General features: G+C 58.0%; 22 protein-coding genes. 9 read left to right on the forward strand and 13 right to left on the reverse strand.

The window, feature by feature from the left end:
- Positions 1 to 16 precede the first annotated feature (16 nt).
- Together J7447_RS06080 and J7447_RS06085 are read right to left on the reverse strand one after the other, a co-directional pair.
- Positions 17 to 1,192 (reverse strand): hypothetical protein, encoded by a 1,176-nt coding sequence (locus tag J7447_RS06080; RefSeq protein WP_209169072.1) that lies wholly within the window; start codon positions 1,190 to 1,192, stop codon positions 17 to 19.
- Between the two features lie 177 nt (positions 1,193 to 1,369).
- Entirely contained in the window at positions 1,370 to 2,269 is a 900-nt protein-coding gene (locus J7447_RS06085) for a sugar kinase (protein WP_023004029.1), read from the reverse strand.
- Between the two features lie 77 nt (positions 2,270 to 2,346).
- On the opposite strand from J7447_RS06085, the gene J7447_RS06090 reads away from it, so the two are divergent.
- From J7447_RS06090 to J7447_RS06105, 4 genes are all read left to right on the forward strand, one after another.
- Positions 2,347 to 4,074, forward strand: a complete 1,728-nt coding sequence (locus J7447_RS06090) for an EAL domain-containing protein (protein WP_023004030.1) — start codon at positions 2,347 to 2,349, stop codon at positions 4,072 to 4,074.
- A 234-nt stretch (positions 4,075 to 4,308) separates the two neighbouring features.
- Positions 4,309 to 4,872, forward strand: a complete 564-nt coding sequence (locus tag J7447_RS06095; RefSeq protein ID WP_023004031.1) for a TetR/AcrR family transcriptional regulator — start codon at positions 4,309 to 4,311, stop codon at positions 4,870 to 4,872.
- A 13-nt stretch (positions 4,873 to 4,885) separates the two neighbouring features.
- Positions 4,886 to 5,980, forward strand: a complete 1,095-nt coding sequence (locus J7447_RS06100; RefSeq protein ID WP_209169073.1) for an efflux RND transporter periplasmic adaptor subunit — start codon at positions 4,886 to 4,888, stop codon at positions 5,978 to 5,980.
- Between the two features lie 33 nt (positions 5,981 to 6,013).
- Positions 6,014 to 9,118, forward strand: coding sequence for an efflux RND transporter permease subunit (locus J7447_RS06105; RefSeq protein ID WP_209169074.1), 3,105 nt, complete (start codon positions 6,014 to 6,016; stop codon positions 9,116 to 9,118).
- Between the two features lie 252 nt (positions 9,119 to 9,370).
- Here the strand turns inward: J7447_RS06105 and J7447_RS06110 are convergent, their stop codons facing one another.
- From J7447_RS06110 to J7447_RS06120, 3 genes are all read right to left on the reverse strand, one after another.
- Entirely contained in the window at positions 9,371 to 10,198 is an 828-nt protein-coding gene (locus J7447_RS06110; RefSeq protein ID WP_209169075.1) for a bifunctional allantoicase/(S)-ureidoglycine aminohydrolase, read from the reverse strand.
- 192 nt (positions 10,199 to 10,390) lie between these two features.
- The gene (locus tag J7447_RS06115; RefSeq protein WP_055653717.1) at positions 10,391 to 10,594 is read right to left on the reverse strand and encodes a hypothetical protein; all 204 of its coding nucleotides are present in this window, start codon (positions 10,592 to 10,594) and stop codon (positions 10,391 to 10,393) included.
- A 32-nt stretch (positions 10,595 to 10,626) separates the two neighbouring features.
- Positions 10,627 to 10,812 carry a YdcH family protein gene (locus tag J7447_RS06120; protein ID WP_031270751.1) on the reverse strand — a complete coding sequence of 62 codons (186 nt, stop codon included), beginning with the start codon at positions 10,810 to 10,812 and terminating at the stop codon, positions 10,627 to 10,629.
- 122 nt (positions 10,813 to 10,934) lie between these two features.
- Between J7447_RS06120 and J7447_RS06125 the strand changes: the two genes are divergently transcribed.
- From J7447_RS06125 to J7447_RS06135, 3 genes are all read left to right on the forward strand, one after another.
- Positions 10,935 to 11,864, forward strand: coding sequence for a LysR substrate-binding domain-containing protein (locus tag J7447_RS06125; RefSeq protein ID WP_209169076.1), 930 nt, complete (start codon positions 10,935 to 10,937; stop codon positions 11,862 to 11,864).
- 139 nt (positions 11,865 to 12,003) lie between these two features.
- The gene (locus J7447_RS06130; protein ID WP_055653719.1) at positions 12,004 to 12,324 is read left to right on the forward strand and encodes an antibiotic biosynthesis monooxygenase family protein; all 321 of its coding nucleotides are present in this window, start codon (positions 12,004 to 12,006) and stop codon (positions 12,322 to 12,324) included.
- Positions 12,325 to 12,450: 126 nt separating this feature from the next.
- On the forward strand, positions 12,451 to 13,305 hold the full coding sequence (locus J7447_RS06135; protein WP_209169077.1) for a GNAT family N-acetyltransferase: 855 nt from the start codon (positions 12,451 to 12,453) through the stop codon (positions 13,303 to 13,305).
- Between the two features lie 14 nt (positions 13,306 to 13,319).
- Here the strand turns inward: J7447_RS06135 and J7447_RS06140 are convergent, their stop codons facing one another.
- The 3 genes from J7447_RS06140 to J7447_RS06150 form a co-directional block, all read right to left on the reverse strand.
- On the reverse strand, positions 13,320 to 14,645 hold the full coding sequence (locus J7447_RS06140; protein ID WP_209169078.1) for a GNAT family N-acetyltransferase: 1,326 nt from the start codon (positions 14,643 to 14,645) through the stop codon (positions 13,320 to 13,322).
- A gap of 91 nt (positions 14,646 to 14,736) precedes the next feature.
- Positions 14,737 to 15,516: a glycerophosphodiester phosphodiesterase family protein gene (locus J7447_RS06145; RefSeq protein WP_209169079.1), complete on the reverse strand. Its 780-nt coding sequence runs from the start codon at positions 15,514 to 15,516 to the stop codon at positions 14,737 to 14,739.
- Positions 15,517 to 15,603: 87 nt separating this feature from the next.
- Positions 15,604 to 16,071, reverse strand: coding sequence for a RidA family protein (locus J7447_RS06150; protein WP_023004042.1), 468 nt, complete (start codon positions 16,069 to 16,071; stop codon positions 15,604 to 15,606).
- A 276-nt stretch (positions 16,072 to 16,347) separates the two neighbouring features.
- On the opposite strand from J7447_RS06150, the gene J7447_RS06155 reads away from it, so the two are divergent.
- Positions 16,348 to 17,220, forward strand: a complete 873-nt coding sequence (locus J7447_RS06155) for a cell envelope integrity EipB family protein (protein ID WP_209169080.1) — start codon at positions 16,348 to 16,350, stop codon at positions 17,218 to 17,220.
- 42 nt (positions 17,221 to 17,262) lie between these two features.
- Here J7447_RS06155 and J7447_RS06160 read toward each other — a convergent pair whose 3' ends face one another.
- From J7447_RS06160 to J7447_RS06170, 3 genes are read right to left on the reverse strand one after another with little or no spacing between them, the layout of a single operon-like run.
- On the reverse strand, positions 17,263 to 18,576 hold the full coding sequence (locus J7447_RS06160; protein ID WP_023004044.1) for a DNA polymerase IV: 1,314 nt from the start codon (positions 18,574 to 18,576) through the stop codon (positions 17,263 to 17,265).
- A gap of 34 nt (positions 18,577 to 18,610) precedes the next feature.
- Positions 18,611 to 19,303, reverse strand: a complete 693-nt coding sequence (locus tag J7447_RS06165) for an HAD family hydrolase (protein ID WP_023004045.1) — start codon at positions 19,301 to 19,303, stop codon at positions 18,611 to 18,613.
- A complete protein-coding gene (locus J7447_RS06170) occupies positions 19,296 to 19,595 on the reverse strand; it encodes a DUF3572 domain-containing protein (protein WP_023004046.1) in 300 nt (99 codons plus the stop codon). The genes J7447_RS06165 and J7447_RS06170 overlap by 8 nt, the downstream gene beginning before the upstream one ends.
- Positions 19,596 to 19,732: 137 nt before the next feature.
- Here J7447_RS06170 and J7447_RS06175 point away from each other — a divergent pair, with 137 nt between their 5' ends.
- A complete protein-coding gene (locus J7447_RS06175; protein ID WP_006934912.1) occupies positions 19,733 to 20,104 on the forward strand; it encodes a response regulator in 372 nt (123 codons plus the stop codon).
- A 601-nt stretch (positions 20,105 to 20,705) separates the two neighbouring features.
- Here J7447_RS06175 and rpmG read toward each other — a convergent pair.
- Positions 20,706 to 20,873, reverse strand: coding sequence for a 50S ribosomal protein L33 (gene rpmG, locus J7447_RS06180; protein ID WP_023004047.1), 168 nt, complete (start codon positions 20,871 to 20,873; stop codon positions 20,706 to 20,708).
- 156 nt (positions 20,874 to 21,029) lie between these two features.
- Positions 21,030 to 21,551: an AAA family ATPase gene (locus J7447_RS06185; protein ID WP_023004048.1), complete on the reverse strand. Its 522-nt coding sequence runs from the start codon at positions 21,549 to 21,551 to the stop codon at positions 21,030 to 21,032.
- Between the last annotated feature and the right edge of the window lie 28 nt (positions 21,552 to 21,579).

Raw genomic sequence — 21,579 nt, forward strand, 5'->3', positions numbered from 1 at the left:
CTGTTTGAAGGCAGAGTTACTGGTTGGCGGTGATGCCAACCGAAAGGATCTGCGGGATCATCTGGGGCGCGAACATCGCCGTTCCCATGATCTGGGACAGGGGAACCGGTGCACCAGGTGCCGCCGTCAGTTCCAGCGAGCCTGGGGTGTTCAGGAACTGGGTCACAGCCTGAGCGACCTTGCCTTCCAGTTCCTTGTTCTGCAGCATTCCAAGCATCATCGGCAGCGTGCCGGTGAGGCCAGCTACATAGGTCGGCGTGTCAACACCGGCCTTTTTCGATTCCTGATCCAGAACGCGTCCGGTCAAAGAGGCGTCGTCCAGCCGGATCTTGGCATTTTCGATCGTCACGTTCTGCAGAAGCGCCATCGCTTCTTCCGGCTTCTCCGACTTTTCGTTGAGCTGGGTGACCACTTCCCGGGTAACCCCGCCCATGGAGAGGGAAAGCGACAGGCTGGCGGCTTCCTTGGCATCGATCTTGAGTTCCGGCACCACAAGCGTGGCTGCTTCCGGATCCCATTTGCCTGAACCGGCAACATCAACAGTCAGGGTTTCATAACCGAGATCCGTGAGGGACTTGGTTTCCTTCGATTCCAGTTCCTTCACATCAATCGTGGCGCCGGTAACGGCGAAACTGCCGGCCGTCGGAAGATCGCCGTCCATGGCATCGATCGAAAAGGAGATTTTTACGATGTCGGCAATCTGGTTGTCTTCATCGCGGATCTGGATGCTGTTGGCTTCAAACGTCTTGTAGCCGGTACCGACCGGCGGCGTATCGGACGCAGCTTCTTCCGGCGTGGGCAGGAGAAGTTCCGTAACCTTGAGGTCTGCCAGCGACATGCCGCCGTCCTCCGCCGTGAGCTGAAGGTTGCTCATGTCGAGACTTGCCAGTTTGAGCCGGCCGTCAGCCTGGATTTCACCGCCTGTCAGGACGGTGGAAGCGATGGTGACGCTGGCGCCTTCCTCGTCTTCCTTGCTGATGACGATATCGCTGAGCGTGACGGCGCCACTTGCTTCGTCAACCGAACCATAGCTCTCGACGGTGCCTTTTTCAGCGTCCAGCAGCGACAGGAACGCGTCGGCAATCTCGTTCCCGGACGGATCGAAGGCAAGAGCCGGAGAGGCTTGTAGAACGAGCAGACTGACAGCGGCTGTCAGACCGGCTGCGATCCGGGGCGAACGGGAAAACATCATTGAAAATCTCCACGAAATAGAGGTGATCCCACTCTGGGGTAAGTTCCACAGTGTGGCAAGGCGAAAGCCGGTTGAAGCAATAGCCGGGCTTATTCGAACAAAATATGTCCTGCGTCACACTTTCCCCGGTTGAAACGCGAAGGCCTTGTAGCCAGTGCTTTACCGGGGCTGATTGTGTCAGGCAGCTGCCTTTTCCAGGAAGGTGCTGTTGGCGCGTTCGATGTCTTCCAGTGTCGGCAGGCTGGCTTCGTTGCCCAGGTGCTGGATCGCATGGGTCGAGGCACCACGCGCAAAGCGGAAGTGCTGATCCCAGCTTCTTTCCGGCCATTGCAGGTAGGACGCAACATAGGCGCCGTGGAACACATCGCCAGCTCCATTGGAATCGACCACTTTCGACAAGGGGACATTCAAGGCCGGCATAACCTTGTCCGGACCGCCGGCTTCGTACCAGACCATGCCTTCGTCGCCGAGCGTGACAGCGCCGACAGGACAGTTCTTGGTACGCAAATACGCCAGGGTCTCGCCGGTCGACATGCCAAGCTGCTGGCAGAACCGTTCGGAAACGACCGCAATGTCGATCTGGTTCAAAAGCTCGTCCGTGTTTTCGCGCACCGCACCTCCGTCGAGAGACGTCAGAATGCCGAGGTTCTTGCAAGTGGTCGCATAGTGGAGGGCTGCATCCGGCATGTGGCCATCCAGATGCAATGCCTTCATGCCGGTAAGCGTGAGGGGAGGGAAAGGATGCAGGAATTCGTTGTCGCGGCAGCGCACGATGGCACGCTTGCCTCCCTTCGGCATGATGAAGGAGAGCGAACTCTCGCGCACCTTGCGCCCGTGAATGGAAATGCCGTAGGCCGCGGCCATGTCCAGGAACATCCGCGCCAGCCAGTCATCCGCCTGCGAACATAACAGTTCCGGCTTGCCACCCAGTTTGGCGCAGCAGAACGCCGCTGTAACGGCATTGCCGCCGAAACTGATCGCGTAATCCCGGGCAATTGTCTTTTCGTCGCCCGTCGGCAGCTGGTCGGTCAAAAACGTAACGTCGATATAGGCTTGTCCAATAAACAATGCCTGCATGTAACCCTCCCGAAGTCCGGCTTTTTCTCGTCTGTCCTGCAGCTAACACGGCAATGAGGCAGGTCGCTTTGATCTGAATGAAACTGCTGAATCTTCAGTCCTTGTTTACCCAGATCAGCCATGGTCAGAAAGAGTTTATTCACGAACAGGCCTGCGACTTGTCTTTCCGCTATGTTGGTTTTGTAAAAACGGTGCTGATCGCCCTTGCGCTGGCGACTGCTCCGCTTTTTGCGATCAATGTCATCCTCAACCAATATGCGGAACGCCGCGCTGTCGTCGAAATGGAAGCCATGGGAAATGTGGCTATCCATCGCGCCGAAGAGGCAATTTCCACGACCGTCTCCCTGCTGCAGCGCCTGGACCGTGACGACGTGCAAACCTGTAGCGCCGAAGACCGGGGCATTTACGAAAAACAGATCGTCGAGCACGGCATGATCGACGCCATCGGGCTGGCGGACGCGGCCGGTCAACGCATGTGCATCATTCCGGATCGAGATCTGGCCGGGAAGGTCGTTCTTCCTCCGATGCGCGAAGACGGCCCGCTGGTCGGTATCGGCATGCTGGACCGCAACTACCTCGGGGCTCGCGCAGCGGTAATCAGCTGGGATCTCAAGGACCAGACCCGTCTGTTCGCGGAAGTTACGCCCGCCGTCATTGCCATCGATCCCGGCCCGGAATATCTGCGCTCCTATCGCAGAGCCGAACTGCGCCTCGGCAACAATCTGCTTTGGTACAGTATCGGCGGTTATAACTCCGAGGCGACCGATCCTTCGCAAATCCTGTCTGTCGAGGTCTCCTCGCAGCTTTATCCGCTGGTCGCGACGATTACCGCGCCGATTTCGGCCGCCGGCAATGTCGTGCAGGATCTGAAGGTGGTTGCCGCTGCCGCCTGTGCCGGCATTGCGCTTCTGTTCGTTGCCATCGGCGTCTGGTTGTCCTGGCGTCCGGAGCGGGAGGCCGACGACGAATTCATCGCCGCGATCCGCAATGGCGAGTTCATTCCCTATTATCAACCTGTCATGGACATCGAGAGCGGCCGGTTGCGCGGCTGCGAGATCCTGATGCGCTGGCGCCGTCCAAACGGCATGATCGTTTCACCGGGCCAGTTCATGGCTTATGCCGAAAACAACGGCCATATCTTCGACATGACCCGCCACATGATGCGCGTATCGTCGGAGGAAATCGGCGATCTTTATGGCGACAACCCGGACCTGAAGCTGTCGATCAACCTTTTCGCGGGGCACTTCCTGGATCGCGAAATCATTTCCGATATCCGTTCGATCTTCGAAAAGTCCCGGATTTCCTTCCAGCAGATCGTCGTGGAAGTGACCGAACGCCATCCACTGGAAGATATGGAACTCGCCCGCAAGATCATCGCGGAACTGCAGGCCCTGGGTGTGCGTGTGGCGCTGGACGATGTTGGCACCGGCCACGGCGGCATGGCTTACCTGCAGAAGCTGGGCGTCGATATCATCAAGATCGACAAGATGTTCATCGATACCATCGGGTCGGACGACAACTCGACGACCATCGTCGATTCCATGGTCGAACTGGCCGACAATCTGGGCATGGGCATCATTGCCGAAGGTGTCGAGATGGAAGAGCAGATCGACCGGTTGCTTGAACTTGGCGTTACCGCTGCCCAGGGGTACTTCTTCGCAGCCCCTATGCCGGCCGATGAATTCATCGCCTTTGCAGAACGTACCGATGAAGAAGCCAATGAGCGTTCGCGGCTTGCGGCGGAAGCTGCCGCCGCAGAACAGGCGGCAAACGAAGCTGCTATGCGCAAGAACGCTGCGGCCTGATCCGGGCTCCCGGCTGGCTCCTGTTTTTTACCTGGATCGATCTCGAAAAAATCAGGTTCTGTCGGTTGGCACAGGCTCTTGCCCGTGCCAGTCTTTGCGGTGTCCGGCTACCCTGACACGCTTCGAGTGTGTGCTGGATGAAAAAGCTGGCGAACTTATGCCAGCGTGCCCTCTTGTCTGTACCGGCTGGACGGTATAAATAGCGCGAAACTGTACTGACTGGACGGTATAGAAATGGCCGCGCGTTCGACACGCAACTCGCATGAATCAAAATCGGAAATACTGAAGGCTGCACTCGAAGTCGTGAGACGCTCGGGAGCGCAAAGCCTCACCATGGATGCCGTGGCCGAGGAAAGCGGCTTTTCGAAAGGTGGGGTGCTCTATAACTTTCCCACCAAGGACGCGCTGATTACAGGCATGGTGGAATTCCTTGCGGGCCAGTTCGAAGCCGAAGTGTCCGCTGCGCGGGAGCGGAACCTTTCTTCCGAATGCCCGACCTTGAGCGCCATGATCGAAGTCACCGAAGGCTGGCTGAGCGAGCAGCGGGATCTTGCGCAGGCCATGCTGGCCACGAAAGCAGACCGTCCCGACCTGAGTGAACCCTTCATGGGCGTGAAATCCCGTATGAAGGCGGCCATCGAAGCCGAACTTTCCGACCGCGGCAAAGCCTGGGCAATCTGGGCGTGCCTGGAAGGTCTGCATTTCTCCGAGGCGCATTGCGTCACGATTTTCACAGATGAAGAACGCGCGCTGGTTTTTCAGGAACTGCGCAAGCGTCTGACCCAACTCCAAGACTAGAACGGAAGACCAAATGCTGGCACTTCACAAAGCCCCAATCCGCCGTTGGGTCGCCCTCCTGTTTGCTGCGGGGATGCTCGCAGCCTGCCAGGAAGACGCAGTTGATCCGGTTTCCGAGGCGGAAGCAAAGCTTCACGCCGCGCCGAGACCTGCGAAGATCTTTACGGTGACAGACCAGATAGGTCTGCTGGAGCGGCGGTTCGCGGGCCGGGTTGCGGCGGTAAAGACCGTCGACTTGTCCTTTCAGGTGCCGGGCAAGCTTGTTGCGCTTCCGGTTCTGGAAAGCCAGCGCGTGAAAGAGGGCGACCTGATCGCCACGCTGGACACGACTGACTACGACCGTGCCGTCCGCGAGGCGACGATCAATGCCGAGCAGGCAAAGAGGGAACTCGACCGGCTGGAAACCCTGCGCGAACGCTCCGTGATCTCACAGTCCGCCTACGACGAGCAGAAGAACAAGCACGACCTTGCGCTTGAGACGTTGAAGGAAGCCAAGCAGAACCTCGAATACACCACGTTGAAAGCACCTTTCGACGGGATCGTCTCTGTACGACTGGTCGACAATTTCACCACGGTCAGTGTCGGGACACCGGTTGTGCGGCTTCACGATGTGTCGGAAGTGCAGGTGGACATCAACGTTGCCGAGGCGCTGTTCGGACGGGTATCTGAGTCTGAAGTGGCCTCGATCGAGGCAAGGTTCCCGGCCTACGGCGACAAGCTGTTTCCGCTGACCTACCGCGAGCATTCCAGCCAGGTCGATGATGTGGCGCAAACCTATCGTATCACCCTTGCCATGCCTCGTGATGGCGCAGAGCAGCTGTCACCCGGCATGACGGCTTCTGTCACCGTGAAGTTTCTGCCGGAAGGTCTGGAACTGGGAGAACAGTTCCTGGTGCCCTCAAGTGCAATTGCCGTCGACGGTGATGGCAGCGCCTACGTCTGGAAATTCGGTGCCGACACGGGCGCCGTGTCCAAGAACCCGGTCGAAATCGGCACGGTCATGGGCGACTTCATTCCGGTCCGCTCCGGCCTGGAAAAAGGCGATGACATCGTTTCCGCCGGCGTCGCCTATCTCAGCGACGGCCAGGTCGTGCGGCGTTTGAACTGATCCGGTTCCGGACAGGCAAGAGGATCAGAAACCTTGGATATTGCACGCTACTCCATTCAAAAGCCGGTCAACACCTGGATGATCGTGATCATGTCGCTTCTGGGCGGGCTCTGGGGCCTGTCCACCGTGGGGCGGCTGGAAGATCCTGCGTTCACCATCAAGCAGGCTCAGGTGATCACCAGCTATCCAGGCGCAACTGCGGCTGAAGTCGAAAACGAAATTACCGAAAACCTTGAAACGGCTATCCAGCAGATGCCGCAACTGGATCTGATCACATCCGTGTCGGAGCCCGGCTTGTCGCGCATCAGCGTCGAAATCAAGCCAACCTACGACGGCGAGGAATTGCCACAGGTCTGGGACGAATTGCGGCGCAAGGTCAATGACGAGGTCCGGAACCTGCCGACAGGGGCGGGAACGCCGCTGGTCTATGACGATTTCGGCGATGTTTATGGCCTTTTCTACGCCTTCACTGCTGACGGTTATACCAACCGGGACATTCGCGACACGGTCAAGCGTATCCGACGCGAACTCTTGACGGTTCCCGGGGTCGGCAAGGTGGAAGTTGCCGGCGAACCGCAGGATGTCATCTACCTGAATGTCAATCAGGACAAGATGGCCGGGCTCGGCATTACTTTCACCGACGTGATCGGTGTGCTGGATGCGGAAAACCGTATTCAGACCAACGGGTCGGGTGTTTCAGGTGACAAACGCATTCGCCTCATGACGGCTTCCGCCTTTGACGACTTCCGCGGCATTCAGGATCTCGTCATCGGCAGGGCAGGGTCGACGGCAATGATCCGCCTGTCCGACATCGCGACGCTGGAGTTGGGCGAGCCGGAAAAGCCGGACAGGTTGATACGCCACGATGGCCATGCGGCAGTGACGATCGGCGTGTCCCAGGTCGATGGCACCAATATTGTCGAAGTCGGCGAACGGGTGATCGAGAAGCTTGCCGCCGTCGAAGCGCAATTGCCGGTCGGCATGCAGATCCATCCCATCTACGAGCAGAATATCGTGGTCGATGAATCCGTAAACGGCTTCATCATGAACCTTGCGGCCTCCGTCGTGATCGTGATCGGTGTTCTGGCGCTGTTCATGGGGTGGCGCGCGGCAATCGTGGTCGGCACTGTGCTTCTGTTGACCGTGATGGCCACCGTTCTGTTCATGCGCATCTTCGCTATCGAGATGGAGCGCATCTCGCTCGGTGCGCTTATCATTGCCATGGGCATGCTGGTGGACAACGCCATCGTGGTGGCGGAAGGCATGATGATCAACATGCAGCGTGGCCAGAAGGCGATCGAGGCGGCCAGCCGCGTCGTCGCTCAGACCATGTGGCCCCTGCTGGGGGCAACCGTCATCGGCATCATGGCATTCTCCGGCATCGGCCTGTCGCCGGATGCTACCGGTGAGTTTCTGTTCTCGTTGTTTGCCGTGATCGGAATATCGCTGCTGTTGTCGTGGGTCTTCGCGATCACTGTGACCCCGCTGTTCGGCAAGTACTTCTTCAGAACCGCCACCGGCAATCTGGACGATCATGACCCTTACAAGGGCGTTCTCTACAAGGCCTATCGCGGGATTCTGATCGGTTCCCTGCATGTGCGGCTGCTGACCGTTGCCGCACTTGTCGGGATCACGGTTATCTGTGTCATGGCCTTCGGCAACGTGAAGCAGGCCTTCTTTCCGGACAGCAACACACCGATCTTCTATGTCCATTACTGGTCACCCCAGGGAACCGATATCCGGTCGACCGAGGCGGACCTGAAGGAGATGGAGAAAATCGTCCTTTCGGATGAACGGGTGGCAACCGTCACAAGCTTTGCGGGCGGTGGTGCAACGCGTTTCATGCTGACCTACGCACCGGAAGACGCCAACCCGGCCTATGGCCACATGATCATCCGGACGCATGATCGTGAAGAGATCGACATGCTGGCGCTTGAGTTGAGGGAGCAGTTCGCCGAACGTTTCCCGTCTGCTCAGATCATCACCAAGCGCCTGGTGTTCGGTCCCGGTGGCGGTGCCAAGATCGAGGCACGGTTCTCCGGTCCGGATGCCGATGAGCTCAAGCGGCTCGGCAACGAGGCGCAGGCGATCTTCGCGATGCCTGACAACAAGCTTGCAGACGTCAACACAAACTGGCGCCAGCGCGAACTTGTCGTGCGGCCGATCTTCGATGAAGACCGCGCCCGAATTTCCGGCGTGACCCGCGAGGAGCTGTCGGTCGCCCTGCAATTTTCGACTGAAGGCATTCGTGTCGGCTCCTACCGAGATGTCGACGAGAGCATTCCGATTGTCGCCCGCAAGGCCGAGCAGAACGGCATCTCCGTCAACGAGAGCGTGTCGGACTCCCTGGTCCTGAGCAGCAATGAACGCCGCTATGTGCCGATCGAGCAGGTTGTGCGGGAATTCGTGATGGAGCCTCAGGATACGCTCATCCATCGCCGTGATCGCGTGCGCACGCTCACGGTGAAGGCTGAGACGACTGCGGGCGAAACCGCGACTGCTGCTCTTGCAAGGGTCCGTCCCCAAATCGAGGCCATCGAGCTGCCGCCGGGCTATGCGCTGGAGTGGGGCGGTGAATATGAAAGCACCAATGATGCGCAGGAATCTCTGGGTGCGCAGTTGCCGCTCGGTTTCCTGGTCATGCTGATCATCTCGATCCTGCTGTTCGGCTCCGTGCGGCAGCCGCTGATCATCTGGCTGATGGTGCCCATGTCGATCAATGGTGTTGCCATTGCCTTGCTGGCCACGGACACAGCCTTCGGCTTCATGTCGCTGCTCGGCTTCCTGTCGCTTTCCGGCATGCTCATCAAGAATGCCATCGTGCTTCTGGAAGAGATCGATCTTCTGATTGGTGAGGGCAGGGACAAGTACCAGGCAATCGTCGATGCAAGCGTCTCGCGTATGCGGCCAGTGATGCTGGCGGCGATCACCACCATCCTCGGCATGGCACCGCTCCTGTCGGATGCCTTCTTCCGGGGCATGGCAGTGACGATCATGGGCGGTCTGGCGTTTGCTACAGTGCTGACCCTGATTGCTGCACCCGTGCTCTATGCCCTGTTCTTCCGGGTTCGCCCGCCGAAGAAAAACAAGACGAAGGCGGAGCCGTCAGTTCCGGCGGATGCTGTTCCGGCGAAGTAACCCCGAACGCGGTCACTCACAAACTTGAAAGGCGGCCTTCGAGCCGCCTTTTGTCTTTCTCTCAAATGACATCCCAACGCCAACCAACACCGGCCCCCCCATGGCTTGATCACGGGACCCAACCCGTTACGCCAAGGAGTGCAGGAAACACGGAAATGCAGTTCCGGGTTTCACTAGGGCCTCTAGAGGCATCTAGTCTCGTGATATCAATATCTTGTCGACGTATCCGGACTCATTTTCTCAGTCTGCCTTTCAGCCACGACTGAGTTTCATGTGCCGGTTGACGTCCTTGTAGAGCAGATAGCGAAACTTGCCTGGCCCGCCGGCGTAACAGGCTTGCGGGCAGAAGGCGCGCAGCCACATGTAATCACCGGCTTCAACCTCGACCCAGTCCTGATTGAGCCTGTAGACGGCTTTGCCCTCCAGCACGTAAAGCCCGTGCTCCATCACATGGGTTTCGGCAAACGGGATAACGGCACCCGGTTCGAAGGTGACGATGGTCACATGCATGTCATGACGCAGGTCTTCCGGCGCGACGAAACGGGTGGTTGCCCACTTGCCGTCCGTCCCCGGCATTTCGGTCGGCTTGATCTGTTTTTCGTTCGTTACGAATGCCTCCGGGGCAGCCAGTCCCTCGACTGCTTCATAGGCTTTTCGGATCCAGTGAAACCGGACAGGAGCCTCGGCCGAATTTTCGACCGTCCAGGCACAACCGACCGGTAGATAGGCGTATCCACCGTCTTCCAGTACGTGGACAGTCCCCTCGATTGTCAGCGTCAGTTTTCCTTGCACCACGAAGAGAACGGCTTCTGCATCGGCGTCCTGCTCCGGGTTCTTGCTGCCGCCGCCCGGCTGCACTTCCATGATGTATTGGGAGAAGGTCTCTGCAAATCCGGAGAGTGGGCGTGACAGCACCCAAAGCCGGGTCTTTTCCCAGAACGGCAGATAACTCGTGACGATGTCACGCATCGTTCCCTTCGGGATGACGGCATAAGCCTCCGTGAAGACGGCCCGGTCGGTCAGCAGCTGGGTTTGTGGCGGGTGACCGCCGCTCGGAGAGTAGTAGGGCGATGAGGTCATGCGGGTTTCCCTGAACCGTTGCCGAAACAGTGTTTCGAGCTGAATTAGAAAGCGCGGCTTACGCCAAGGCAACGAAAAAGAAAACCCGCCCGCGAGGCCTGCGGGCGGGATGTCCAGCTGGATGATCAGCGTGGTCCGGATGGCGGAAATCCGGTTGGGGCCGAGAACCCGTCCTCTTTTCGGGACGTGGTTCTAACGTGCCGAGACCATCTCGCGCTGGACTGTGCTCCTCGCGGTCTTGACGTTGTCGAGCACCTTGGGGCAGGCGGCGCCCGACGTCTGTTTCTCGCGCAGGAACGAGGCCATGCGAGCATCGATATCCTTCAGGCGGGACTGTCTGGAAGGCGTGCGCTGCAGGGCTGCAAAGGGTGAAAAGAATGGCAGGAACGGATTCATTCAAAACCTCCCGATTGGCGTTGTGTTGCCGGTCAGTAGACCAGCTGAGAGGAGCTCAGGTTGGTCTCGATCCGGGTAATCTCATCCCGCAACCGAAGCTTGAATTTCTTCAACGACCGTATGTGCTGCGTATCCGGATAAGGGTGCATTTCCTCTCTGCGGATCAGGGAATCCAGGGTGTTGTGCTGGCTACGCAGCGACTTCAGTCTGTTGTACATCGCCTGCTCCTCTTTCGTGGGCTGTGTCTTCGACACCCTTGATATGGATACGAGGAGAGAATAGATGAAATACATTGTTTCGATTGATTTGATAGAAATTATCTATCGCTCAGGGAGGCGACATGCGGTTTCGGCCATCTTCACGGCAGCTGGACTATTTCGTTGCACTTGCAGAAACCTTGCACTTCGGCAGGGCTGCCTCTCGCTGCCACGTCTCGCAGCCGACGCTTTCGGCGCAATTCAAGCTGCTTGAAGAGCAACTTGGCTGCACCTTGCTGGAACGCGGCAGCGGGGGGATCAGCCTGACGGCGTCCGGTGAACGCCTGCTGCCGCTTGCACGGCGTACCCTCGAAAATCTCGACGAAATCGTGACTGTCGCCCAGGCAGGACAGTCCAATCTCGGCGGTCTGATCCGCCTTGGGGTCTCGCCCACATTCGGGCCGTATTTCATGCCCTACCTGTTGCCGATCCTGAAACGTGAATTTCCGCTTCTTGAGCTCTACATCCGCGAAGACAGGCCCAATCTCCTGGAAGAGGGACTGATGTCCGGTGCGCTCGACTGCATTCTGACACCGGATTTTGCGTCATCGGATCAGTGGACGGCACAGGTGCTGTGCCGGGAAAGCGTTTCACTTGCCGTGCCGAAGTCGCACCCCTTGGCTGGTGTCGAAGTGATCCCGGTGGATATGTTGCGCGGCGAGAAGCTGCTTGCACTCGGTCAGGGGTTTCGCCTCCACAACGATGTTCAGGCATTGGCACATGCCGCGGGGGCGGACTTCCGGCAGGACTATGAAGGCACAAGCCTTGATGCCTTGCGCCAGATGGCTTCGATCGGCATGGGACTGGCACTCTTTCCCGCTGCTTACATCGCGTCCGAGTTCGGAAAGGAGCCGGATCTTCTGTTGAAGAAAATCGAGGGCTTGCCGATGCGCCGGACGATGTACCTCGTCTGGCGATGCGGGTCTTCCCGAACCACCCATTTCGAAAACCTGCTGACCCTTGCGCTCCAGGCGGTGAACAGCATGAAAGTTGAGGGTGTCGAGCCGGCCTGAAAGAGGCTCACAAAGGTAATTGGAAGCGTAAAGCCGTAAAGCAGAATGGATGGTCCCCCGTGCCACGTAATCCTCCCCATATTGCCGGTCCGCTAAAAACGTGCCAGCCTCGGAGGTACCGGCGGAGGAGGAGAGCCCCATGCCTGAAATTTCAAGCGACCGCGATTGCCAGACCGTCATTACCACTTTCGAAATGACACCGGGCACATGCTACGACCTTCTGGACGAACTGAAGGACGCCTACGAGAATTTCATTAGCCATCAGCCGGGTTTCATTGGTGCCGGGCTGCATGTCAACGATGCTCAAACCCGTATCGCCAATTATTCGCAGTGGCGCCGACGGGAGGATTTCCTGGCCATGTTGCGTTCACCGGAAATGCGTGAGCGCAACCGGCGTATCAGTTCATTGTGCAAGAGTTTCGAACCGGTGATGTACGACGTCGTGGACGCCTACGACTGACCTGACCTTCATGACAGAAATCGTGATGGCGCCGGTCATGAACGACCGGCGTTGCACATTGCTCCGGGCTCCTGGAACAGGGACCGGAGGTTCCCTGCGGACCTCCCGCATTTTTCGGAAACTTCCATGTCCTACCAGATTGTCGATTGCCGCTCGTTTGGTGCTGACCAGCTGTGCGAGGCCTTGAACATTGCTTTCTCGGATTACGTCACGCCACTGCATTTGAGCGAGCAGGATTTCCGTGAGTTTCAGCGCCAGCGGGGGTTTTCTGCAGAGCATTCCTTCGTGGCGATGGCAGGGGAAGAGATTGCAGCCTTCTGGTTTTCGAGCTTGCCGAACTCCAGATATGGCGACAGGGCCTATACGTTGTCCGTCGGGACCAGTCCTGCGCATCGTCGCAAAGGCTTGTCGAGAAAGCTCCTTGCAGCGGTTATCGAAAAGCAGCTTGAGGTCGGCGCGAAAGGCCTGCAGCTTGAGGTCATCACGACAAACGAAAAGGCGGTTGCTGCGTATGAAGCCTTTGGCTTTCGCCGCGAAAGGACACTTGGTGTCTTTCGGCTCGTGAACAGCAAGGCGCTGAAGGCGCAGGTCGGAGAGTGGGTGCTGGAGCGGATCGGCTTGAACGATCTTCCTGATGATACCGGCCCCTATTTCGATACCTTGCCGACCCCCCAGAACAGTCTTGCCGGGCTTCGTGGTTTGAGCCCTGATGTCCATCTTCTGGCTGTTCGCCATGACGATGAAATTCTGGGGTGGGGGGCGAGTTTTGCCGATGGCGCGGTCGCGCAGATCGCCGTTCACAAGAACCACCGTCGCCAAGGCATTGGCCGAGCCTTGTTGCAGGGGCTGATGGAGGCCCTGGGCGGATCCGAACTGCGGTTTGTCAACGTCGACACCGCTGCGCAAAGCGCCAACGCATTCCTGCGCCTGTCAGGTGCGGAAGAGCTGCTGCAACAATACGAAATGCGGCTTGATTGCTAAGCGGACACCAAGGTTCAGCTCTCTTGGTCGATCTTGCGGAATGGCGCGTGTTCGGCCAGCGCCTCGTTCTCGCGTTCGACGGCAAGGCGTTCGTGTTCCAGAAAATCGGCGACAGCCTGATGTAGCCCTTCATGGGCGATCCAGTGGGCGGAATAGGTTGTGGTCGGCAGATAGCCGCGCGCCAGCTTGTGGGCACCTTGAGCGCCGGCTTCAACGCGCTTCAACTTGTTGGCGATGGCAAAGTCGATCGCCTGGTAGTAGCAGAGCTCGAAATGCAGGAACGGATGGTGCTCGGTGCAGCCCCAATGGCGCCCGAACAAGGTGTGCGAGCCGATGAAGTTGAGGGCACCGGCAATGTATTGGCCGTGCCGTTTGGCAAGAACCAGCAAGGTGCGGTCAGCCAGCCTCTCATTGATCAGCGAATAGAATTTTCTGTTCAGATAGGGGCGGCCCCACTTCCGTGAACCCGTGTCCATGTAGAATTTGTAGAAGGCGTCCCAATGGGCCTCGGTCAGATCGGACCCGGTAACCCATTCCACCTCAATGCCCTCTGCGCTCAGGGCTTCGCGCCGCTCTTTCTTGACGGCCTTGCGCTTTCGCGACGCCAGATCTGCCAGAAAGCCGTCGAAATTGTCGTAACCGTGGTTTTCCCAGTGAAACTGCTGATCGGTCCGTTGCAGATATCCTAGTTCACCCAGACTGTCCCATTCCGGTTTGGTCAGGAAAGTGGCATGCACGGATGAAGCCCCGGAACGCTGACATACCTGTACCAGACCGGCGGCAAGCGCTTGCAGGCCCGCTTCACGGTTGACACCGGCACCTGTCAGAAACCGGCGTCCGGTTGCCGGCGTGAAGGGCACGCTGATCTGAAGTTTCGGATAATAGTCTCCGCCTGCACGGTAGAAGGCGTCGGCCCAACCGTGGTCGAACACATATTCGCCTTGCGAATGGCTCTTGAGATAAGCCGGCACGGCACCGAGGACCTCGCCGCCGCTATCTTCCAGCACCATGTGTCTGGGCAGCCAGCCTGTCGCTTCCGTTGCACATCCGGAAGCCTCCAGAGCCTCCAGAAAAGCGTGGGACAGGAACGGGTTGAAATCGATGTCCTCACCGGCAAATTCGGAACTGCCGCCAAGTGCCCCGGAAAGCTCGGCCAGGGCCTCACATTTCGGGTCTTTCTTCAAGAGCCCCCGTCCGGAAAGCTGCCAGCCTGGATTGGCCACCTGATCCCAGTTGGAGGCAGTGACATCCTTCAAGGAAGACAGGATTCGCAAGGTCGCTGTCTGTCCGCCGTCATCTGTAGCCGGGGAGTTGCCGTCCGTGGACCGGGAGGAGGTCATGCGTCAGAAGAAACCAAAGTTTGAAACCATACTCTTGATGTAGCGCTGGCATTTTGCAGTGCAAGAGGTTGATGTCGTGTAATGGTTATTTCTACAGGGAACGGGCTGCGCTCCTGTCCGGATCAAAGCCCTCGAAAACGATCTGGTCTGCGTAGCGATCGGCCTTTTCCCGTTGTTCGGTGGTCCTCACCGTCCAGGACATCAGCGGCACCTTGAACACAGAGCGCAGCAGACTGGGGCCGGCTTTTGGCAGGTCCTTGACACCGTAGGAGATGAAATGCGGGCGCGTGCGCGGTGCATGCAGGATATGGCGCAGGATGAACCGGTCGACACGGCTGTAGCGGGCATAGTCAGGTCCGGGCTCGGCGCCGTCGGCGACGATACCGCGCAGCACCGAGGCGTTGCGTGCCTTTGCTATGGACAACATGTCCGGATCGAATGACTTGATGCATGCAGGGCCCTTGTAGCCCGCCACCTGGTCCGTCACGTGCCGGACAAAGTCCATTTGCGCATCACGGCGCATCAACGACTTGATCTCGACCACCAGCGGGACGCGGCCGTCGACAAGATCGAACAGATCCTTCAGGAGCCAGAGCTTGTCTGTGCCGGTCTTCATGTGAATGCTGGTGAGCTCGGATGCGACCAGATCGATAACCCTGCCGGTTCCCTCCGCAAGGCGCTCCAGCGTGTAGTCATGGAACACCAGAGCTTCACCGTCTGCCGTTTCCTGAACATCCACCTCGATCGCGAAATTCTTGTCGATCGCATGCTGAATTGCGGTAGGCGTATTCTCGATGACGCCGTTGTCGGCATCGTGATAACCCCGATGGGCGATCGGGCGGGCGAAGATGGCTTCGAGTTCCGGTGTCATGGCGGGGGCTCGTCAGGAAGGAAAATGCCTCACCGGCCGGTGTGGCTTCGGGAAGAGTGTGGGGGAGGCCAGGCTCCCCGCAAGCAGTCAGTCTTCGATTTCGAAAATCGCTTCGATCTCGACAGCAGCACCGAAAGGCAGGGACGCGGCGCTGACGGCGGAGCGCGCATGGCGGCCCTTTTCGCCCATCGCTTCTACCAGGAAGTCGGATGCGCCGTTGATGACCTGCGGCTGGTCGACGAATTCGGCCGTGGAGTTCACGAAGCCGACGATCTTCACCAGTCGGGCAACCTTGTCGAGATTTCCGGTGGCAGCCTTTGCCTGTGCAAGCAGGTTGATGGCGCACAGCTTGGCAGCGGCCTTGCCTTCGTCGATGCCCAGACCGTCACCCAGCTTGCCGGAGATCTGAAGCTTGCCGCCTGCCATCGGCAACTGGCCGGAAACGAACAGCTGGTTGCCGGTCTGCAGGAAAGGCACATAGTTGGCCGCGGGTGCCGCCGCTTCCGGAAGGGTGATGCCAAGTTCGTTCAGCCGGGCTTCGATCGCGCTGCTCATGGGGGTCTCCAAGTTTGAGAGCTTTCGGCGTGTCTTGGCGTAATTCGTCACAGGTGACAAGGTCAAAATGGGGTGTGTACGGTAAAAGGAAACTGTGGAGGAGCTTGGTTTCGATTGCCACGGTCACCACTTGAGAAGGACGATTTGTGAAATAACAGGCCAGCGGGGCTTGGGGCATGGCTGCACATTCGCGGTGGCGGAATGTGCAGTTTGCCGCATAATGTGTGGAACCGGTCCAGGTGGCGTTTCCACCAGGACGAGAATGAGGTTTTTTTGATGCAATGCGTTCCGAAGTCAGTGTCCTCGACCGTTGGTGCGATCGTTTTGGCCGCCGCAGCTTTTGCGGTGTCTGGCGTGACCGACGCCGATGCGAGCAGCACTGTCGGCTTTAAACTCGTGCCCCATCGCGCCGTTTACGACATGAACCTGGGAGACAGCGAGGAGCAAGCCGGGATCGCGGGCCTCAACGGACGCATGGTCTACGATTTCTCCGGAAGCGCCTGCGAGGGCTACAGTGTAAACTTCCGCTTTGTCACCGAGTTCCAGAATACCGACGGTGGTTCACAGATCACTGATCTGCAGACGACTTCCTTCGAAGAGCCACGCGCCGAGAGCTACCAGTTCCTCTCCAAGACCTTTGTCGATCAGAAACTGGTCGAAGCGACCCGTGGAACGGCACGGAGCGGAAAGAAAGCACGTACTGTCGAACTGAAGGAACCTTCGGAAAAATCGCTGGAGATTGGCCGGGAAGTGCTGTTTCCGACGGAGCATCTTCTGACGATCATGAAGTCGGCCGAGGCGGGCGTCCATTTTGTTGCAGCCGACATCTATGACGGCGCCGAAACCGGAGAAAAGGTTTATGCAACGACGACGGTGATCGGTGCCAAAGCCGTCAACGACGCAAAAACCGATGCTGACCACGTGGATGCACCGCTGTCCGGCAAGGGCTACTGGCCCGTTACCGTCGCCTACTTCGACCCGAGTGCCGAAGACGCAAGTGGAGAACTTCTGCCAGTCTATCAGCTGTCATTCTGGCTGTATGAAAACGGCATCAGCGGACACCTGAAGCTCGACTACGGCGATTTCACCATCCAGGGCAAGATGGCATCGCTGGAGCTTTACGATGAGACCGAGTGCCCGCAGCAGTAACAGGGCAAGACCGCTTCTTGAAATGATCGGGTGACAGGCGCACTACTTGTCACCCTGCTTCTTGGCTTCCTTCGCCGCGCGCGCTGCGTGCGTGAGGCCGAGTTCGACAGCTGACGTTCCGAACTTGTCCCGAAGCCGATCCACGGCCAGTTCCGCATTCTTCCGTCGTTCGGCCGACTGGTCGAGCAGGTCTCTCGGATCGGCGCGGTCCGCATTTTCCAGATCGCTGACCCCGATGCCGATAAGCCGGAAACGTCGGCCATCGGCTTCGATCTGAAGAAGATTTTCACCCGCCGCGTAGATCTTGTCGGCCAATTGGGTCGGATCGGAAAAATGCCTGGCGCGGGTGATCGTCTTGAAGTCGGCGGTTTTCAGTTTCAAGGTCACTCCGCGCCCTGAGAGTTCCGCCTTCTTGAGCCTCGCAGACACTTTCTCGGCCAGGTTTCTGAGAATGGGACGCAGTGTGTCGAAACTCGAAATGTCGGTGAAGAAGGTGGTTTCCGCAGAAACGCTTTTTGCACCCCGTTCAGGAGTGACTTCACGGCTGTCGTCTCCATGCGAAAGACGGGCCAGACGCAGGCCGATGGTGCCGTATCGGCGGGCGAGATCCGTCGCTTCCATTTCCTGCAGCTGTCCGATTGTCCGAATGCCGTCCCTCTCCAGTTTCTGCTGGAACACCTTGCCGACACCCCAGATGCGGCCCACAGGCATGGCCGCCAGCACGTCTTCAGCTTCCGCCGTGCCGATGACGGAGAAACCACGCGGCTTTTCGAGATCGGACGCAAGTTTTGCCAGAAACTTGTTGGGGGCAAGGCCGACAGACGCCGATATGCCGATATCGGCTTCCATGTCGCGTATGAAGCCGGCGAGTGTTTCCGCCGGAGACTTCTTGTGAAGGCGTTCGGTGCCCGTCAGATCAAGAAAGGCTTCGTCGATGGACAAAGGCTCCACCAGGGGCGTGAGCGCACGCATGCGTTCACGGATCTCCTTGCCGACGCTCGCGTATTTGGCCATGTCAGGCTTGATCACGATCGCTTGCGGGCAAGCCTCAAGCGCCTTGAACATGGGCATTGCGGACCGCACACCGTAAATGCGGGCGATGTAGCAGCATGTGGAAACCACACCGCGCTGACCTCCGCCAACGATTACCGGCTGGTCCTGCAGCTCCGGATTGTCGCGTTTTTCGATCGAGGCATAAAAGGCGTCGCAATCAATGTGGGCAATGGCCAGCGTGTCGAGTTCCGGATGCTTGACCAGCCTCGGGCTGCCGCAGCGGGTGCACCTGGCTGCGGACGGGGCGAGGCGGGCACCGCAGTCTCGGCAAAGGGCACGTAAGGGCGGAACGGGTTGGGACACGGCGTTGGCAATCGGCTGCGGTGCGGATGGGCAATCAGCCGCTCTGCTGGTTTCGGTTCGAGCCCTGCAGAATAGCTCCGATAAAGGCGGCCGTCTCCTGCCAATCGCTGCTCAACAGATCGATGTAACCTGCCTTTTCAGTGGTCTGCAGAAATCTGGCGTCAGCGATGAACTGTATCTGGACAGCAGACGGCAGGGTCGCGTTTACGGAGGTGTGGTTGGTCGGACTGTCGTCAATGAAGACAACCGGCTCCGGACGTCCACGAGACAGAGCAGCAACCGCACCACCTTTGGGACCGGAATTCGTCAGCAACGGAAAGGTGATACCGAGCCCGGTGAGCAGCTTTTCCCGCACTGGCTTGTTGTGACCTCCGGGCAGATTGGTCAGCAGGATAACGTCCCATTGCTGTGCAAGTGCATTGAGCGCATCGCCTGCGCCGGGGACCATGTCCTGACGATGGCTGACCTCGTCGAAGAACTCCAGAAGCAGTCTGCGAACGTCGTCGGACGACAGGGGCTCACCGTTGTCCCGTCGGCCAATATTGCCGGTCAGCCTGTACTCGTACTTCAGGAAAGCCAGGTCACGAGCGTGAAGATAGTCTTCCAGATGAGCGATCAGATGCAAAATCACTTCATCCACATCGCAGATGATCAAAGGGCGGTTCGAAAACGGCAGTGCCTGGATCTGCGCAAGAACTTCGGGCAGCACTTGCGTCGGTTCAGGCATGGTCTTCGTCTCCGCCGGCAATTGCGTAGCGTGCAGCGGCCATCATCGTTGGCCGTATCCCGGCATTTTCACAAAAGGCAAGCAGCAGCGCTTCATCCATCATGTAGAACTCGAGCACACCGGCAAGAAACCCCGGTTCTCCCGCCGCTTCTCGAATCATTTCCGGTCCAATTCCAGAAAAAGCAAGAAACCTGCCGATCTGTTCCGGGTCACGACTGAGCTGGAGAAGAGCTTCAGTAGCAATTCCTTGTGCTTCTTCAACGGACAATGACTTGCTCTGTATATTTTTCATTGTGTTTTTTTGCCTTTCTGAAACGATTCCGGGTTAGAAGAAATTTAATGCGGACCGGGGAAGGGTTCTACCGCGGACTAAAATGTGCTGCGAAGATAAAATGGGACCGGCAAGAGGCCGGGTAAAGGGCCGGACATATGGCAAAATCCGTGTTGATCGTCGAAGACAACGAGCTGAACATGAAGCTGTTTCATGATCTGCTCGAAGCGCACGGCTATAATACATTGCAGACCCGGACCGGCATCGAAGCCTTGCAGTTGGCCCGTGAGCATCATCCCGATCTGATCCTGATGGATATTCAGCTGCCGGAAGTGTCGGGGCTGGAAGTCACGAAATGGATCAAGGAAGACGAGGATATCGCTTCCATCCCGGTTATCGCCGTGACCGCTTTCGCCATGAAGGGCGATGAGGAGCGTATCCGGCAGGGCGGGTGCGAAGCTTACATATCCAAGCCGATCTCCGTAGCGAAATTCCTGGAAACAGTTCGGGCATATCTCGGCGAAGCGTAACGGGCCGCCGCCGGTAGAACTGCGGCGGATAAAGATTTCTGCAAGGTTTCACGGTTGTTTGGCATGGCTGCGTGCAACCAATTCCTGCGAATCGCAAAACCTCGCGTTCACGCGCTCTTCATATTAAGGTTACGGATTTACTAAAACGGCATTGTTTCTGTGCATATTTTGCGGAAAATATTGCAATCAGGCAACATTCAGGTAGTGTGACCGCAGATTAGTGTTTTTCCTGATCGCCTCAATGACGTGGTAAAGAATGCCGTAGCGTCAAAAAGGGCAATACAGTTTCCCCTCGGAGTGCTCAGGTCCGCCGCATCTCCTGGGTCCGTGGGGCAGGTCGGCAGGGAACCGGCCGATGAGTGGCCTCCTCGAATGCCGTGTTCCCGCCGACCACTAATCTTTCAACCGAAAATCAAGAAGCAGCACCAGCAGCAATGCTGAAGCTGCGTCGTCGTGCCTCTGCGTCCGCACAGTAATCATTTGTGGAAACAGGTTTCACGACGCTGGCCTGCGCCGACAAAATTTCGAAATCACATTCGGCCACGCATGAAAAAACCCGCCGTTTCCGGCGGGTTCTTTAAAAATCATCAGGAACCAGATCTTACTTGATCTTGGTTTCCTTGAACTCGACGTGCTTCTTGGCAACCGGGTCGTATTTCTTTTTGACCATCTTCTCGGTCATCGTACGGGAGTTCTTCTTGGTGACATAGAAGAAGCCGGTGTCAGCCGTGGAGAGGAGCTTGATCTTGATTGTTGTCGCCTTGGCCATGGCCTTGGATCCTGTTCTCTGTTGTCGGGCAAAGAGTTCTTGCGGCCAGATGGCTGGCGATGAATCTGCCCCAATGTCTGAAATCAGCGCGCAAACTACTCATCGCAGCGCGAAAGTCAAGCACTTGCTATGGTTCAGCTGCCTTTTCGAACCATGTCAGCCATTCTGCCGCAGTGCTGTCAAAGCCTTCGTTATCGTATCAACCGATTGGCCCACGCTCAGGCTGGAACTATCCAGCTGGAGACATGGTTCCGTCCACGGTTCGTATTCATGACTTCGTACCTCAGGCCACCGGGGCAGGGTCAGTCCGTCAATCTCGGTTTCCCTGCTTTCAACGCGCTTGCGGTGTTCGCGCTCATCCGAGCAGACAATCTCAACATTCAGCAGTGTCGCGCCGGTTGATTGAGCGGTTTCCCTCCACAATTGCCTGGATTCGGCAACCGGGTTGACCGTATCGGCAACGACGTTGTGACCAAGTTCCAGGTTTCCGGCAGCGATAGCAGCAAGGGCGAGGTAACCCGCGTCTTCAGCCGGATGAATGTTCAAGACACTGCGTTTGAGGGCAGCTTCAACCGCATCCACACGCAAAAGAAATGCGGGCAGCCGCCCGCTCAGATCCTTTGCTATCGTCGACTTGCCGACGCCGGGTAAACCGGAAAGGGCAATCAGGAAAGGCATAAGCCTGGACACACCTTTGTGTGTTGCA

Source organism: Labrenzia sp. R5_0 (assembly GCF_017743835.1).
Lineage (GTDB): Bacteria > Pseudomonadota > Alphaproteobacteria > Rhizobiales > Stappiaceae > Roseibium > Roseibium algicola.